The sequence below is a fragment of the Nakamurella sp. genome, assembly GCF_044224575.1.
Classification (GTDB): domain Bacteria; phylum Actinomycetota; class Actinomycetes; order Mycobacteriales; family Nakamurellaceae; genus Nakamurella.
Genome location: NZ_JBGAKE010000027.1, coordinates 24806 through 38670, shown reverse-complemented (window position 1 = coordinate 38670; position 13865 = coordinate 24806). Strand labels below are relative to the sequence as shown.

16 protein-coding genes are annotated in these 13865 nt (G+C 71.1%); 2 read left to right on the top strand and 14 right to left on the bottom strand.

The features are described 5' to 3' along the window. Positions 1 to 9 precede the first annotated feature (9 nt). From menC to ACILSK_RS22200, 5 genes are all read right to left on the bottom strand, one after another. Positions 10 to 1152, bottom strand: coding sequence for an o-succinylbenzoate synthase (gene menC, locus ACILSK_RS22220; protein ID WP_395729370.1), 1143 nt, complete (start codon positions 1150 to 1152; stop codon positions 10 to 12). After that, a complete protein-coding gene (locus ACILSK_RS22215) occupies positions 1149 to 2123 on the bottom strand; it encodes a GNAT family N-acetyltransferase (RefSeq protein ID WP_395729369.1) in 975 nt (324 codons plus the stop codon). Before ACILSK_RS22215 ends, menC begins: the two co-directional genes overlap by 4 nt. Then, positions 2120 to 3256, bottom strand: a complete 1137-nt coding sequence (locus ACILSK_RS22210; RefSeq protein WP_395729368.1) for a M20 family metallopeptidase — start codon at positions 3254 to 3256, stop codon at positions 2120 to 2122. Before ACILSK_RS22210 ends, ACILSK_RS22215 begins: the two co-directional genes overlap by 4 nt. Next, a complete protein-coding gene (locus tag ACILSK_RS22205; protein WP_395729367.1) occupies positions 3253 to 4416 on the bottom strand; it encodes a PLP-dependent cysteine synthase family protein in 1164 nt (387 codons plus the stop codon). The genes ACILSK_RS22210 and ACILSK_RS22205 overlap by 4 nt, the downstream gene beginning before the upstream one ends. 170 nt (positions 4417 to 4586) lie before the next feature. Continuing rightward, positions 4587 to 4985: a DUF4229 domain-containing protein gene (locus tag ACILSK_RS22200; protein WP_395729366.1), complete on the bottom strand. Its 399-nt coding sequence runs from the start codon at positions 4983 to 4985 to the stop codon at positions 4587 to 4589. Positions 4986 to 5304: 319 nt separating this feature from the next. On the opposite strand from ACILSK_RS22200, the gene ACILSK_RS22195 reads away from it, so the two are divergent. Both ACILSK_RS22195 and ACILSK_RS22190 read left to right on the top strand, forming a co-directional pair. After that, positions 5305 to 5505 (top strand): BldC family transcriptional regulator, encoded by a 201-nt coding sequence (locus tag ACILSK_RS22195; protein WP_395729365.1) that lies wholly within the window; start codon positions 5305 to 5307, stop codon positions 5503 to 5505. Between the two features lie 306 nt (positions 5506 to 5811). Further along, complete coding sequence (locus ACILSK_RS22190) at positions 5812 to 6024, top strand: hypothetical protein (protein WP_395729364.1); 213 nt, start codon at positions 5812 to 5814, stop codon at positions 6022 to 6024. A gap of 75 nt (positions 6025 to 6099) precedes the next feature. Here the strand turns inward: ACILSK_RS22190 and ccsB are convergent, their stop codons facing one another. The 9 genes from ccsB to ACILSK_RS22145 form a co-directional block, all read right to left on the bottom strand. Then, complete coding sequence (gene ccsB, locus ACILSK_RS22185) at positions 6100 to 7134, bottom strand: c-type cytochrome biogenesis protein CcsB (RefSeq protein WP_395729363.1); 1035 nt, start codon at positions 7132 to 7134, stop codon at positions 6100 to 6102. A gap of 37 nt (positions 7135 to 7171) precedes the next feature. After that, positions 7172 to 8842 (bottom strand): cytochrome c biogenesis protein ResB, encoded by a 1671-nt coding sequence (locus ACILSK_RS22180; RefSeq protein ID WP_395729362.1) that lies wholly within the window; start codon positions 8840 to 8842, stop codon positions 7172 to 7174. Positions 8843 to 8855: 13 nt separating this feature from the next. After that, entirely contained in the window at positions 8856 to 9647 is a 792-nt protein-coding gene (locus ACILSK_RS22175) for a cytochrome c biogenesis CcdA family protein (protein WP_395729361.1), read from the bottom strand. A gap of 16 nt (positions 9648 to 9663) precedes the next feature. Beyond that, positions 9664 to 10254 carry a TlpA family protein disulfide reductase gene (locus ACILSK_RS22170; RefSeq protein WP_395729360.1) on the bottom strand — a complete coding sequence of 197 codons (591 nt, stop codon included), beginning with the start codon at positions 10252 to 10254 and terminating at the stop codon, positions 9664 to 9666. Further along, positions 10251 to 10928: a histidine phosphatase family protein gene (locus ACILSK_RS22165; RefSeq protein ID WP_395729359.1), complete on the bottom strand. Its 678-nt coding sequence runs from the start codon at positions 10926 to 10928 to the stop codon at positions 10251 to 10253. Before ACILSK_RS22165 ends, ACILSK_RS22170 begins: the two co-directional genes overlap by 4 nt. Next, positions 10925 to 11299, bottom strand: a complete 375-nt coding sequence (locus tag ACILSK_RS22160) for a hypothetical protein (RefSeq protein ID WP_395729358.1) — start codon at positions 11297 to 11299, stop codon at positions 10925 to 10927. The genes ACILSK_RS22165 and ACILSK_RS22160 overlap by 4 nt, the downstream gene beginning before the upstream one ends. After that, positions 11296 to 11943, bottom strand: a complete 648-nt coding sequence (locus ACILSK_RS22155; RefSeq protein ID WP_395729357.1) for a hypothetical protein — start codon at positions 11941 to 11943, stop codon at positions 11296 to 11298. The genes ACILSK_RS22160 and ACILSK_RS22155 overlap by 4 nt, the downstream gene beginning before the upstream one ends. Positions 11944 to 12239: 296 nt before the next feature. Continuing rightward, positions 12240 to 13070, bottom strand: a complete 831-nt coding sequence (locus ACILSK_RS22150) for a hypothetical protein (protein ID WP_395729356.1) — start codon at positions 13068 to 13070, stop codon at positions 12240 to 12242. A 76-nt stretch (positions 13071 to 13146) separates the two neighbouring features. Further along, positions 13147 to 13707, bottom strand: a complete 561-nt coding sequence (locus tag ACILSK_RS22145; protein WP_395729355.1) for a hypothetical protein — start codon at positions 13705 to 13707, stop codon at positions 13147 to 13149. Between the last annotated feature and the right edge of the window lie 158 nt (positions 13708 to 13865).

Genomic DNA, 13865 nt, shown 5'->3' with positions numbered 1-13865 from the left:
GACGCTCGGTCAGGCCTGGATCCACTCCGTGGACACGGTGTACGACTCCAGCACGGCGCCGATCGGGGCGACCCCGAGCCCGGGGCCGGTGGGCACGGTGATCCGGCCGTCGTCCATCACGAACGGTTCGGTGATGTCCTGGGCGTAGAACCGGTCCGACGCGGAGACGTCGCCGGGCAGGGTGAAGCCGGGCAACGCGGCCAGCGCCGCATTGGCCGCGCGGCCCAGGCCGGTCTCCACCATCCCACCGCACCACACCGGGATGCCGTTGGCCTGGCACAGGTCGTGGATGCGCCGGGCGGCCAGGTAGCCGCCGACCCGGCCGGCCTTGATGTTGATCACCGAACAGGCCCGCAGCGCGATCGCGTCCGCGGCCGCCCGGGGCGAGACGATCGACTCGTCGAGGCAGATCGGGGTGCGCACCAGCCGGGCCAGCTCGGCGTGCTGCCGCAGATCGTCCTCGGGCAGCGGCTGCTCGATCAGCAGCAGGTCGAACGCGTCGAGCCGGCGCAGCACGCGGGCGTCGGCCAGCGTGTAAGCGGCGTTCGCGTCGACCTGGAGCGGGATCAGCTCGCCGAACCGTTCGCGCACCGCCTCGACCGGAGCCACGTCGAAGCCGGGTTTGATCTTGAGTTTGATCCGGACGTAGCCCTCGGCCAGGTACTCACCGACCACGTCCAGCAGGGCCGCCACGGACGGCTGGATGCCGACGGACACCCCGGACGGCACCGTCGTCCGGGTCGCCCCCAGGTAGGCCGCCAGGGACTGCCCGGTGCCGCGCAGCTGGGCGTCCAGCACCGCCATCTCCAGCGCCGCCTTGGCCATCCGGTGCCCGATGAACGGTTCGAGCAGCGCGTCGACGGTCTCGGCGGTGACGTCGGTGCCGGCGTTCGACGCCGCCAGCAGCCTCGGGATGAGGTAGCGGCGCAGCACGGCCGCGGCCGCCTCGGCGTACTCCGAGCTGTACAGCGGCGCCTCCATGGCGACGCACTCGCCCCAGCCGTGCACCTCGACGGGACGCCGGTCGCCGCCCACGGTGCCGATCACCCGGACGAGGATCGCGACCCGGTCATGCTCGACCCCGAACGAGGTCTCGAACGGCGAGACCAGCGGCATCCGGATCGTCCGCAGCTCGGCGCCGGTCACCTTCATGTGCGCTTTCCTCTCTCCACCACGTACCACCCGGCCTTGGCGAATCCCGTGACCCGGTGACTCCCGTCCGCCAGCAGCGGGGCGAGCACGGCGCGCAACCGCAGCCGCCAGCGCAAGGCCAACGCCGGGTCGGCCCGCCGGATCGCCTCGATGTCGGCAGGAATACCGATCAGCCGCACCTCCGGGCCGACCGGCCCGACCACACCCGGCTCGGCCACACCCGGCTCGGCCACACCCAGCTCGGTCACGCCCCGCTCGGCAACGCCCGGTTCCGGCTCACCGTCGGCGCCGACGGCCAGCACGACCGTCGCACCGGCAGCCCGCAGATCGTCGACGACGGGCCCGTCCGCCGAGGAGTCGGACCCGACGAGCAGCCGCGCGGCCGCGCGCGCGGTGCGGCCGGAGCGCAGGTCCCAGATGGCATCGACGCGATCGGTGGGCTGTCCACGGTTCGGCCCGTCGTCCATCGGACCGTAGAAGTCGACGAAATAGCGCTCCGGACGGGCGCCCAGCCGGTTGAGGTTGAAGAACGAGTTCCGGGCGATCAACGGGTCGTACGTCCAGGTGATCCGGGACAGGCCCAGATCCAGCGCCCACGCCCGCTGATGCCATTTGACCGCGGTGCCGACCCCGCGACCCGAGCCGGGCAGCACACCGGTGATGTGCGAGTGCATGGACGTCCCGATCGGCGTGCCGAAGAAGGCCACGCTGGCCGCGACCATCTCACCGCGCCGGGGCCCTTCGGTCAGGTGGGCACCGACCAGGTAGTTGCCGGCGTGGCCGAGCGCCCGGAGCAGCGGCGGCCGAACCTCGGAGGCGTCCTCCGGCGGGATGTCCCACACGGCGTCCAGCAGCCGGCAGGCGACCGTCATGTCGTCGAGGGTGGCCAGCGGACGGATCTCGACGGACGCCTGACCCGCCGCCGCCCGAGCGACCGACCAGGCATCGGTCGGCGACCGGGCGGCCGTCATCGGCCCAGGAGCTCGTCGACGAGCGCGGCCAGCAACGCGGTCCGCGGGGCCAGGGCGTCCACCAGCACGTGTTCGTCGGCGGCATGCGCGCCCCCGCCGACGGCGCCGAGCCCGTCGAGCGTGGGCACGCCGAGCGCGGCGGTGAAGTTGCCGTCCGATCCGCCCCCCACCGACCGCTGGTCCAGCGGTCCCAGATTCTCCCGCTGCGCCAGCCGGACCGCGGTGCCGAACAGCTCGGCCGCGCCGGACGGTTCCATCGGTGGCCGGTTGATCCCACCGTGGACGGTCAGCCCGGCACCGGGCACGGTGGGGGTCAGCGCCTGCATCGCCGCGTGCACCCGTTGCTGCTCGGCCGCGGTCCGCGCGCGGACGTCGACCTGCAGTTCGGCCGCGGCCGGCACGGTGTTGGTGGTGGTGCCCGCCGAGGCCACCGTCGGCGTCACCGTCGTTCCGGCCGCCGGGCGGCCCAGCTCGGCGACGGTCAGGATCAGGTGCGCCAGTTCGACCGCGGCGTTGATGCCCTTCTCCGGCTCCCCGCCCGCATGCGCGGCCCGGCCGGCGATCTCGATCCGGTACCAGGAGGTGCCCTTGCGACCGGTCTTGAGCGCCCCATTCGGTGCCGCGCCCTCCAGTACCAGGCAGCCGCGCGCCGACCGCGCGTGCTGCTCGATCAGCCGCCGGGAGGTGGGCGAGCCGATCTCCTCGTCCCCGGTGACCAGCAGGCAGGCGCCGGCGAGGTCGACGCCGCGCCCGGCCAGCAGCGCCAGCGCGTGCACACCCATCGCCAGGCCGGCCTTCATGTCCACCGTGCCCGGCCCGCGGATCACCCCGTCGTGATTCGCCCACGGGTGCCGGGTCAGCGAGCCGATCGGCCACACCGTGTCGTGATGGGCCAGCAGCAGCACGCGCACCGGGCCGGCGCCGAACCGGAAGCTCAGATGGCTGCACCCGTCCACCACCCGGCGTCCGGGGCGCAGGCCCACCCGCCGTTCGCCGACGGCGGCGACCACGTCGGCACTGCGGGCGATCGCGGCCAGGTCGGCGGACGGGGATTCGCACCGCACCAGCCGCTCCAGGTCGTCGAGCAGCTCGGGCAGCCGCGCCTGGGCGAGCTCAAGCAGGTCGCCGGTCATCCGGCCGAACCGGTCCAGGCACCGATCGCGATGAACTCCCGCACGGCCGCCCGGTAGGGAGCCAGATCCCAGCCCTGCGCGGCGACCCAGCCGTCGTCGAAATACGTCTCGGCATACCGGTCGCCGGAGTCGCAGAGCAGGGTCACGATCGACCCGCCCACCCCGGCGTCCCGCATCTCGCCGATGAGGCCGAAGCAGGCCCACATGCTGGTCCCGGTGGACGGGCCGACCCGCCGGCCGAGGATGCTCTCCAACTCCCGCATCATGCCGACCGACGCCGCGTCCGGGACCCGCTGCATCCGGTCCACCACGGGCCCGATGAACGACGGTTCGACCCGGGGCCGACCGATTCCTTCGATCCGCGACGGCGTCCCGGTCCGGGTCGGGTCGCCGTCCCGCCACCCCGGAAAGAAGGCGGATCCCTCCGGATCGGCCACACACAGCCGGGTCGGATACCCGCGGTAGCGGACGTAACGGCCGATGGTCGCGCTCGTCCCGCCGGTTCCGGCCCCGACGACCACCCAGTCCGGGATCGGGTGTCGCTCGAGCGCGAGCTGCGCGAAGATCGACTCCGCGATGTTGTTGTTGCCCCGCCAGTCGGTGGCCCGCTCGGCGTAGGTGAACTGGTCCATGTAGTGACCGCCGCACTCGGCGGCCAGCCGCCGCGACTCGGCGTAGATCGCGGCCGGGTCGTCGACCAGATGGCACCGGCCGCCCTGCGCCTGGATGAGCGCGACCTTCTCGGGCGACGTGCCGGCCGGCATGACGGCGACGAACGGCAGCCCGATCATCCGGGCGAAGTACGCCTCGGAGACCGCGGTCGAGCCGCTGGACGACTCGATGACGGTGGTCCGCTCCGTCAGCGCCCCGTTGCACAGGGCGTAGAGGAACAGCGAGCGCGCCAACCGGTGCTTGAGCGACCCGGTGACGTGGGTGCTCTCGTCCTTCAGGTACAGGTCGATGCCGGCGCCGGCCAGGCCGGACGGCATCGGGAAGCGGAGCAGGTGGGTGTCGGCGCTGCGTTGCAGGTCGGCCTCGATCAGCCGGACGGCGTGCGCCAGCCAGGCCCGGTCCGCCGGACGGGCGCGATCGACAACCGAGCCGTCATCCGCCGTATCGTTCGCCCCCGAAGCCCCGCCGGCCGGCCGCGCGCTCGTCATGCCGACCCGGCCGCGGAGCTGCGCGCGGGCTCCGTGATGCCCGAGCCGGCATCGGCATTCACGCATCGGTGGTTCGCACGCCGGCGCTCGCTCACAGTCGCGAGCCTATGACGGGGTCACGCCGGCCGCCGGAGGGGCCCGCCAGGAGATGGCGATCCGCTCGGTGACGGTCAGCCGGCCGGATGCTCCGGCGCCGGGGCGTCCCCGGCCAACGCCGCCCGCAGCCGCTCCCGCTCGGTCCGGCGGTGCGCCGAGGCCGCGGCCATGGCCGCATTCACCCGCTGCCGCGGACCCGAGAAGAGGACGTAGGCCAACGGCAGTTGGACGATGATCGCGAACAGCAGGGCCACGATCAGCGGCATGAACAGGACCAACACGGCGGTCAGGATCGCGATCAAACCCAGCCGCAGCACCGTATACACCACCAACGGCCGCGCCAGTCCCCTGCCACCGGCCAGTGGCCGGTTCCCGGCCGCGGGGTCGACCGGAGCGGTCGGCCCGGCGTCCGCCGCATCCGGTATCGACGTCCGGGCGGGCGCCTGCGGCGTCTCCGAGTGTTCGTTGCCCACGCCGCCCAGAGTAACGACCGCACCTCTGGGCGGTTCGGTCGTTTCGCAGCGCCCATGCCCGGGTACACCCGCCGTTGGCGCTTCCGTGATCTGGTCGAGATCGGGGCCACGATCGAGAAAAATCGGTGGACTCCTCTCGACTAAGTCAGGTGTCAATGTAGAATGGGACAAACGGTACGCTGAATGACTTGGAACACGAATGATGCCCCGACCGGGGTCGACTTCGGGTTCCGGGAGAGCGGCGGGTGCCCGTCCAGGGCGCCCGCCAGTCCGTCCAACGAGGCCAGTCGGGGCCCGAATGTGGAGGTGGCACGTGACCATGGAAATTTCTGAGCGGTTGCTGACCCCGGGAGAGGTCGCACTGATGTTCAGGGTCGACCCCAAGACCGTGACGCGGTGGGCATCCGCGGGTCGGATCGGATCCATCCGCACACCCGGCGGGCACCGCCGGTTCCGCGAGTCCGAAGTCAGTGCGCTGCTGGCCGACCTGACCGTCGACGCCTCCCGCTCCACGGCCTGACCCAGGTCGCACCGCGGCCGGGAGCAGCCGGCGGTGCCGCGGGACCACCCAGCGTGTGATGCCCCGGTTCGGTTGACGTCAGCCGAGCCGGGGCATCGCCCTTTCCGAAGCTGGACCACCCTTCCCCGAACTCCGCGCAGCGCCCCCCACCGGAGCGGAACGGGGGTCGCCCGGAACATCCGGCGGTGCCCGATCCGGGACGTTCGCCGATGTCCCGTGTATCACTGGCGGCCTCCGCTCACCCATAGTGGGCAGGTCCCCCGGCGCGGAAAGTGCGTACGCTGAGGGCGACGAGGAGGTAGGTAGATGTACATGCTCATAGCCATCGCCATCACGATCCTGGTGATTGCCCTCGCGTGGCGTGGGATGGGCCCTCGCACCCCTGGCGCGCCGCAGACCAGTCCCGGTACCGCCCGTGGCCCACGCCCCCGGCCGACCCGCACCATCGCCCCCGACGACGATCCCGAGTTCCTCAGCGAGATCGACCGCCGGATGCGGGGCGAGGACAAGAGCAGCTGAGCGACGCAGCCACCCTCGTCACCGCGTCATCCCGCAGTTCTGTGATCCTCCCGCCGCCCGCCGGCGTCGATCTGCTCAGTTCAGGCCGGCGTACGAGTGCAGGCCCGAGACCACCATGTTGATGAAGAACAAGTTGAAGATCATCGACACCCAGCCGAGCACGCAGATCCAGGCGGCCCGCCGCCCTCGCCACCCCGCCGTCGACCGGGCGTGCAGGTAGGCCGCGAAGAACACCCAGGTGATGAACGAGCAGGTCTCCTTCGGATCCCAGCCCCAGTACCGGCCCCAGGCCACCTCGGCCCACATCGCCCCGGCAATCACCGCGAAGGTGAACAGCGGGAATCCGACGATCGCCGTCCGGTACGCGATCCGATCCAGGGTCACCATCGACGGCAGCACCGACAGCACGGAGCGGGACCGAACACCGGCCGGAGCCGCGGGGCTCCGCTGGTCCACCGAGTCCGCCGAACCGGACCGGGTTTGCTCGATCCGTCCACGCAGCAGATACAGCGCCGATGCGGCGCCGCTGACCAGCAGGATGCTGGACGAAATGGCCACGGTGGTGACGTGGATCCACTTCCAATAGGAGTTCAGGGCCGGCACCACCGGTCCGGCCGGGACATACAGTTTCGTGCCGGCGACGACGGCCAGGACGACCACCGGCGTCATCACGAAGACGCCCAACGTCCGCGCCCCGGTGCGGGCCAACACGATCAGCCAGGTGATGGTCGCCGCGGCGCAGATCACCGAGACGAACTCGTACATGTTGGCCAGCGGCAGCCGGCCGACCGCGAGCCCACGGGCCACGATCGACAGCACATTGGCGGCCGCACCCACCACCGTGACCACGACGGCGGCCCGCCCGAACCGAACCCCCCACGGCGCCAGCGGCGCCCGGTCGACCCGGCCGATCGCGCCGGGGTCGATCGGTCCGGTCCGGACCAGCGTCGTCGTCCCCGCCGCGACATCGTGACCCGCGGCCACCGCCTCGGCCGGGTTGACCGCCCGCCGCGACGCCAATTCGATGGCGTAGCAGACCAGGGCGACCACGTACGCGGCGAGCGCGGCCTCGAACGCCAGGTCCGAGATTTCGGCCCACGTCTGGTTCATCAGCCCTCAGCCTCTCCTGCCGCCCACGGGGGCACCGTCACCGCTTCGTCGACACAATGTCGGCCAGCATCGCCAACCTGTCGAATTCTTCGCCATACCCTGCCTGGTCGGTCCGGGCGAGCCCACCGATCTCCACCACCGTACGGTCGCCCGGGCCCGACTGCGTCGGCGGGTTCGCCGGGTACAGCCGGAACCACACCCGCCGCCGCTTGATCACCAGCGAGATCATCAACCCGATCAACAGCGTCACCGCGAAGACCAGGGCCCACCCCTGGGCCGGGTCGTAGGAGGTCTGCAGCGACACCCATTCGTTGTAGCCGGTGAAGGTGATCACCGTGCCGTCGTCCAGGGTGACCGACTGCCCGGTCATCAGGTTGGTCCGGGCCTGCTTGACCAGGGCACCCTTGTCGACCTGATCGGTGTCGATGGCGAAGACCGACTGCGAGCGGCCGCCCTCCATGCCCAGGTCGCCCCGGTACACGTCGACGGCGACGCCCGGGTTCTGCGCCGATGGGAACTCCGACGTCATGATGCCGCCATGCGCGAGAGTCGCCGTCGGCGCGAAGATGCCGACGATCGCCAACTGGCGTTTGCGGACGTCGTCGCCGGTCACGCCCGGCGGGTCGAGGATCTTGACCGCGCCCTGCGAGGTGAAGTTCGGGTCGTTCGGTTCCGGGGCGAACGGCTGCTCGTAGTCCCGGACGGTGCCGTCGGGGAACGCCACCGAGAAGTGCGGCGTGAAGCCGTGTCCGATCAGGTACACCCGTTCGCCGGCCAGCCGCAGTGGGTCGTTGACCTGCAGCAGGTTGTCGTCCCAAGCGTCACCGCCGGCGGCCGCGCCGGTCTGCGAACCGACGTCGGCGGCGAAGCTGATCGCCTGCCCGGCCTGCGTGTACCCGGCGGTGAAGGTGCGCACGTCCAGGCAGAACGGGGTGAGATCGGTGCCGTCGACGAGCAGGCCCGGCCGGAAGTTGTCGTAGGACGCCGGCGAGGTCGAGCAGAACTGGGATCCGACGTTGACGATCACCGAGCCTTCGTAGCCGACCAGCTTGCCGACCGCGATCGCCACCAGCAGCCCGACCAGGGAGAAGTGGAAGACGAGGTTACCCAACTCGCGCAGATACCCCTTCTCTCCGGAGATGGTCACGGCGTCCGCCCGGCCGGCGACCCCGTCCGCAACGGCCCCGGGCCGTGCTGGCCGTTCCTCGGCGCGCCGGGCGAACCGCCAGCCGCGCAACCCGGCGGTGATCCGGTCGGCGACCTCGTCGACCGGCCCGGCAACCTCCCGCCGGTCGTGATGCGGCAGCCGGCTCAGGTTCCGCGGGGTGGCGACCGGCCGGGCCCGCAGTTGACCGACGAACTCCCAGGTCCGCGGGGTCAGACAGCCCACCAACGAGATGAACAGCAGCAGGTAGATCGCGGAGTACCAGGGCGATCCGAACACCTCGAAGAAGCCGAACCGGTCCAGCCACGGTCCGAGGGTCGGATAGTCGGCGATGTACTGCGCGGTCTTGGCACTGTTCAGGGACCACTGCGGAAGCAGCGCGCCCGGCAACGAGGCGACGGCCAGCAGGAACAGCAGGATCAGCGCCGTGCGCATGCTGGTCAGCTGCCGCCACACATTGCGCAGGAACGCCAGCACCCCGCGCACCGGACCCGGGCGGGCCGGCTCGGCCGCCGGGGCGGGCGGTGCCTCGGTCGCGCTCATCCGATCGTCCCGTTCACAGGACGGTCCCGACGCCGGCGATCCGACCCTGCAGCCAGGCGATGAACGAGCCCCACGCACCGGTCAGCATCAGCAGCCCCAGCACGATCAGCGCGACGGCGCCGACGATCTGGATCGTCCGCGAGTGCCGGCGCAACGCCGCCAGGGCGCCGGCGGCCCAGCCGAAGCCGAACGCCACCGCGATGAAGGGCAGACCCAGACCGGCGCAGTAGAAGAGCACCAGCGAGAGCCCGCGCCAGGCCGAGCCGCCCCAGTCGGTGGCGCCGGCCAGCGACAGCACGCCGACCAGCGTCGGACCCAGGCACACCGTCCAGCCGAGCGCGAACACCGCACCGAGCAGCGGGGCGCCCAGATACCGGCCGGCCGGCCGCACGTGCAGCCGTCGTTCGGCCTGCAGCGGGCGGATCAGGCCGAGCATGGCCACCCCCATCACGATGGTGATCGCCCCACCGATCCGCATGAGCAGCTCGGTGTTGGCCAGCAGCGCCCGCGACAGGCCGACCACCACCACCGACTGGATCAGGAACACGACGGTGAACCCGATGACGAACAGGCAGGTCGCCAGCACCGCCCGGGTCCGCACGCCCGTACCGACCTGGGTGCGGGCGCCGCCCCCGGCGTCGACGGCCGCGCGCGCGGTGCTCTCCGACCCGACCAGCGAGGCCAGGTAGGCCAGATAGCCGGGGACCAGCGGGACTACGCACGGCGAGGCGAACGAGACCGCACCGGCGGCCAGCGCCAGCAGCGCGGCCAGCAGGTAGGGCCCGGTCAGGATGGTGTCGGTCATCTGGTCCGTGCCCGAATCAGGACTGTTCGGCGGCGACCGCGCCGACCACGTCGATCATCTGCTGCGGATCCTCGATCGCCTTCAGCCAGATGTGCGCGACCCGGCCCTGCCGGTCCAAAACGATCGTGGACGGGATGCCGCTGGCCGGGTACCCCTTGATGGCCAGCAGGGTCCGCATCGACGGGTCGTAGATGGACGGGTAGCCGACCTGCTTGCTGGTGAGGAAGTCCGCCGCGGCGGACTTGGTGTCCTTGACGTTGACGCCGAGGAACTGCACCCCGGCCGGGGCCAGCGCGGTCGCGGCCTCTTCCAGCGCCGGAGCCTCGGCCCGACACGGCGAGCACCAGGATCCCCAGAAGTTGAGGACGACCACCTTGCCGGCATAGTCGGACACGGAGATGGCGCCGTCGCCGACCACGTCCTCGCCGGACAGGTTCGCCACCGTGCCGCGGTCGGCCGGCGGGTAGGCGAACTCGAGCTGCCCGCCGGGCGAGACGAACGTGAACGAACCGCCGTAGACGGCCGCGTCCTTGCCGGTGCTACAGCCCGCCAGCACCAGGGCCGCGGCGACGACGAGGGCCGCGATACGGGTCAGCCGCCGGGTCATGACGCCCCCGCCTGCGGATGCGGTGGAGCCATCTGCTCCACATCCGGTCCGGCATCCGGGTCGTTCACCGCGGCGATGTGCGCAACCGGTTCGGCGTAGGCGACACCGGCGAACACCCCGTCGACGAACGTGAGGGACGTCAGCGAGGCCACCGCGCACTGTCGCCGCCGGGGGTCGTGCCAGAGCCGCCGCCCCTCCAGGTACCGGCGCACGGAGACGATTGGCAGTTGATGGGAGACCAGCACCGCGGCCCGGCCGTCGGCCTCGTGCACCGCCGTATAGACCGCCGCCAGCATGCGGTGCGCGATCTGCAGATACGGTTCACCCCACGACGGACGAAGCGGGTCGCGCAACTTCAGCCAGATTCCCGGGCTCCGGAAGGTGTGCAGGCCGACTTCGCCGCCCTCGAAGTCGTTGGCCGCCTCGATGATCCGGTCGTCGGTGTGCACCGGCAGTCCGGTCGACGCGGCCAACGGTGCGGCGGTCTCCTGCGCCCGCAGCAGGGAAGACGCGGCCAGGTAGGCGATGTCGGCGCCCTCGAGATGGCGCGCCACCCCGGCCGCCATCTTCCGCCCCGACTCGGCCAGCCGGTAGCCGGGCAACCGGCCGTACAAAATGTTCCCGGGATTGTGCACCTTGCCGTGCCGGAGCAGGTGCACCACCGTCGTGCTCATCGCTCCCTCGGCCGGACGGTCAGGCCCCGCACCAGCGCCATGATCGACAGCCCGGCGCCCAACACCGCGGCGGCCGCCACGGTCAGCCACGGTCCCGAGTACCGGGTGATCGAGGTCGAGTCGGTCCCCGGCAGAAACGCCGGCCAGGTGTCGGTGATGATGCCGCGCCCGGCCGCGATCCCCGCGACGAGCAGGAACATCAACGCCAGCAGGCCGGCGACAACGGTGCGCCACGGGCTCCACCGGGCGCCCGTGGAGCCGTCCCCAGCGGCCTTCCCGACCTGAGCGGTCGGGGCCGCGCCGGGCGGCGTGGCAGCGAGGGCTCCGACCCGGACGTCGCCGACGCCGTCCCGGGCACCCGCCGTGCTCACCCCGCTCGCCTGCTCTTGACCCGGCTGAAGAACACGCCCCCCTTGCCGATGAAGCACAGCATGACGGCGACGATCATCAGCAGCGAACCGCCCAGGGTGAACAGGTTGGACACCTGGAACAGCATGCTCAGCAACACCGACAGGACCACCGCGACCGCCAGGGCGGTGCGGCCCCACCGATTGCCGGACCGGATGAACCAGGCCGCCCCCACCGCAATGACCCCGATGACCACCACGAACGCGCTGATCAGGAGATTCTGCGAACGAGCGGACGAGATGGCCTCGTCCGACAGCACGATGTAACTCTTGCATTGCTCGGCCTGATTGGCGTCGTCCGTCGACGCACCCGACGGCACGACCACCGAGTCACCGATCCCACCGAACTTATTGGTGCAGTCGGTGATCGCCTGGTTGTACTGGGCGATCGCCTGGTTGAGCTGGCTGTCGTTGGTGGCCAGCGAGAACCCGCCGATCAGCACGAAGATCGCGCCGCCCACGATGGCCAGCGCCGTGGCGACAGTGACCGCCGTCGGGCGGACCAACGGCTTTCCGTCATCGGGCGGCAACGGTGGCGGCACGAAGGCCGACCGGAGCGAATCCATGAAGCCGGGGCGCTTGCCGGCATCACCCGCGCCTGAACTCATATCCGTGCCCCTGTACCGCTCTTCGCCCGCTCAGCCGCGCCGGACGGGACGGGAGCCTGACGGTGTTGATCGTTCGCTCGCTGGCGCTCGCTCATGCCCACGCCCCTCCGGCGCGCTTCGCACGCTCAGCCGCGCCGGACGGGACGGGAGCCTGACGGTGTTGATCGTTCGCTCGCTGGCGCTCGCTCATGCCCACGAACTTACCGGTTGTGGGCGGGCGGCCAGGACACCTGCACCACCGGCCGTGAGGTGCTGGTGAACTGCCGGGAACCCACCGATCCGCCGATCGGAATGGGTCAGCGCAAGGCTTGGCGATGCGCCTTGGCCTGCCGGAAGTAGATGTTCGACTGGGGTAGGTACATCAGCACGACGGCGACGACCGCCAGGATCCCGCTGATCCAGTTGATGCCGTAATTGGTCGCCGTGTAGGTCGACCCGTTCACGGTGACCGACCCGGTGGTCGGGGTCACCGCCGTCAGCACGCTCAGCGCGCCGAGCACGGTCAGCACGATCCGCGCCCAGTTCCGACCGCCGTACATCATGAACGCGAAGAACAGGTACAGCGCCGCGAAGATGCCGAAGACCGCGACGATGATGATCTTGGTCGTCGTCACCAGGCTGTTCGCGTCGATGGCGACGCCTTGGGTGTTGGCCTGACGCAACCCGGCCTGGACGGCCAGGTCCCACATCGGGCTGTTCAGCGTCACGACCAGCGTGACGACGGCGAGCGCCGTCATCAGCAGCCAGTCGTAGAAAGCCAGTTTGACGGTCATCGGCTGGACGGGGGCCGGCGGCAGCTCCGCGTCCCCGGGATAGGCCTGGCCCGGGTACGGCGGCGGGTACCCCCCCGGCTGACTGGGGTACCCCGACGGACCGGGGTAACCGGCCTGGCCGGGATACCCGCCCTGCCCGGGATACCCGCCCTGCCCGGGGAAACCGCCTTGGCCCGGATAGCCGCCCTGCCCGGGATAGCCGCCCGAACCCGGATACCCGGGACTGGGCGGCTGGTTGCCCGCCCCCGGAGCGCCCGTTCCGGCTCCGCCGCGGGCGAACGGATCGCCCGAACCGTCGGACGGTTGCCCGGCGTCGTATGGACTGTTGCCCTGATTCCACCCGGGAGTGCTCACGATCAAACGGTAGACCCGGCCGGGGTCCGGGTGGGTCGACGCGCTCGATTCCTCCGCGAACGGGATGGCCCGGGCGTCAGCGGTGGGCCTGTCGGTAGGCCTTGGACGCGGTGAAATAGGCATTCGACGCGGGCATGAACATCAGCACGAGTGCGGCGACGAGCAGGGCCAGGCTGATCCAGTGGATGCCGTAGTTCTGTACGACGAACGAGGTGCCGTTCACGGTGACGGAGCGGTAGGTCGGCAGGACGGCACTGAGGACACCGAGCACACCGATGACCGTCAGCACCACCCGCGCCCAGTTGCGTCCGGCCCGCATCTTGAACGCGAACAGCAGGTACAGCGCGGCCCCGATCAGAAAGCCAACCACCGAGGTGATCTTGGCCGTATTCACCACGGTCGACGCGTCGATGCGGACCCCGTTCGTGTCCGCCGCCAGTAGTCCGGCGGCCACGGCCTGATCCCAGATCGGGCTGCTCAGCACGAGGATCAGCGAGATCACCGACAGGGCCGTCATCACCAGCCAGGCGACGAAGGCCACGGTCACGGTCGTCGGTCGGGCCGGCGGCTCGGCCAGGCCGGTGCCGCCGGGGTAGGTGGGCGAAGCGTAGCCGGGTGCGCCGCTGGGCTCAGTCATGATCCAAACGGTATGCCCGGTCGGGCCGCCGGACAGGTTCTCGTCCGTGTGCTTCTCGGACGCGAGAGTGACGACGGCCGAGCACTGAAAGTGACCGGCCGGCCGGTCCGTCGAGTGTGCAGATCCCGTCCCCAACAACACCGACGCTCGCGCGGACG

Excerpts from the sequence above, each read along its gene's own strand:
- menC (WP_395729370.1), bottom strand. The coding sequence starts at position 1,152 with ATGAAGGTGACCGGCGCCGAGCTGCGGACGATCCGGATGCCGCTGGTC.
- ACILSK_RS22215 (WP_395729369.1), bottom strand. The coding sequence starts at position 2,123 with ATGACGGCCGCCCGGTCGCCGACCGATGCCTGGTCGGTCGCTCGGGCG.
- ACILSK_RS22210 (WP_395729368.1), bottom strand. The coding sequence starts at position 3,256 with ATGACCGGCGACCTGCTTGAGCTCGCCCAGGCGCGGCTGCCCGAGCTG.
- ACILSK_RS22205 (WP_395729367.1), bottom strand. The coding sequence starts at position 4,416 with ATGACGAGCGCGCGGCCGGCCGGCGGGGCTTCGGGGGCGAACGATACG.
- ACILSK_RS22195 (WP_395729365.1), top strand. The coding sequence starts at position 5,305 with ATGGAAATTTCTGAGCGGTTGCTGACCCCGGGAGAGGTCGCACTGATG.
- ACILSK_RS22190 (WP_395729364.1), top strand. The coding sequence starts at position 5,812 with ATGTACATGCTCATAGCCATCGCCATCACGATCCTGGTGATTGCCCTC.
- ccsB (WP_395729363.1), bottom strand. The coding sequence starts at position 7,134 with ATGAACCAGACGTGGGCCGAAATCTCGGACCTGGCGTTCGAGGCCGCG.
- ACILSK_RS22180 (WP_395729362.1), bottom strand. The coding sequence starts at position 8,842 with ATGAGCGCGACCGAGGCACCGCCCGCCCCGGCGGCCGAGCCGGCCCGC.
- ACILSK_RS22175 (WP_395729361.1), bottom strand. The coding sequence starts at position 9,647 with ATGACCGACACCATCCTGACCGGGCCCTACCTGCTGGCCGCGCTGCTG.
- ACILSK_RS22170 (WP_395729360.1), bottom strand. The coding sequence starts at position 10,254 with ATGACCCGGCGGCTGACCCGTATCGCGGCCCTCGTCGTCGCCGCGGCC.
- ACILSK_RS22165 (WP_395729359.1), bottom strand. The coding sequence starts at position 10,928 with ATGAGCACGACGGTGGTGCACCTGCTCCGGCACGGCAAGGTGCACAAT.
- ACILSK_RS22155 (WP_395729357.1), bottom strand. The coding sequence starts at position 11,943 with ATGAGTTCAGGCGCGGGTGATGCCGGCAAGCGCCCCGGCTTCATGGAT.
- ACILSK_RS22145 (WP_395729355.1), bottom strand. The coding sequence starts at position 13,707 with ATGACTGAGCCCAGCGGCGCACCCGGCTACGCTTCGCCCACCTACCCC.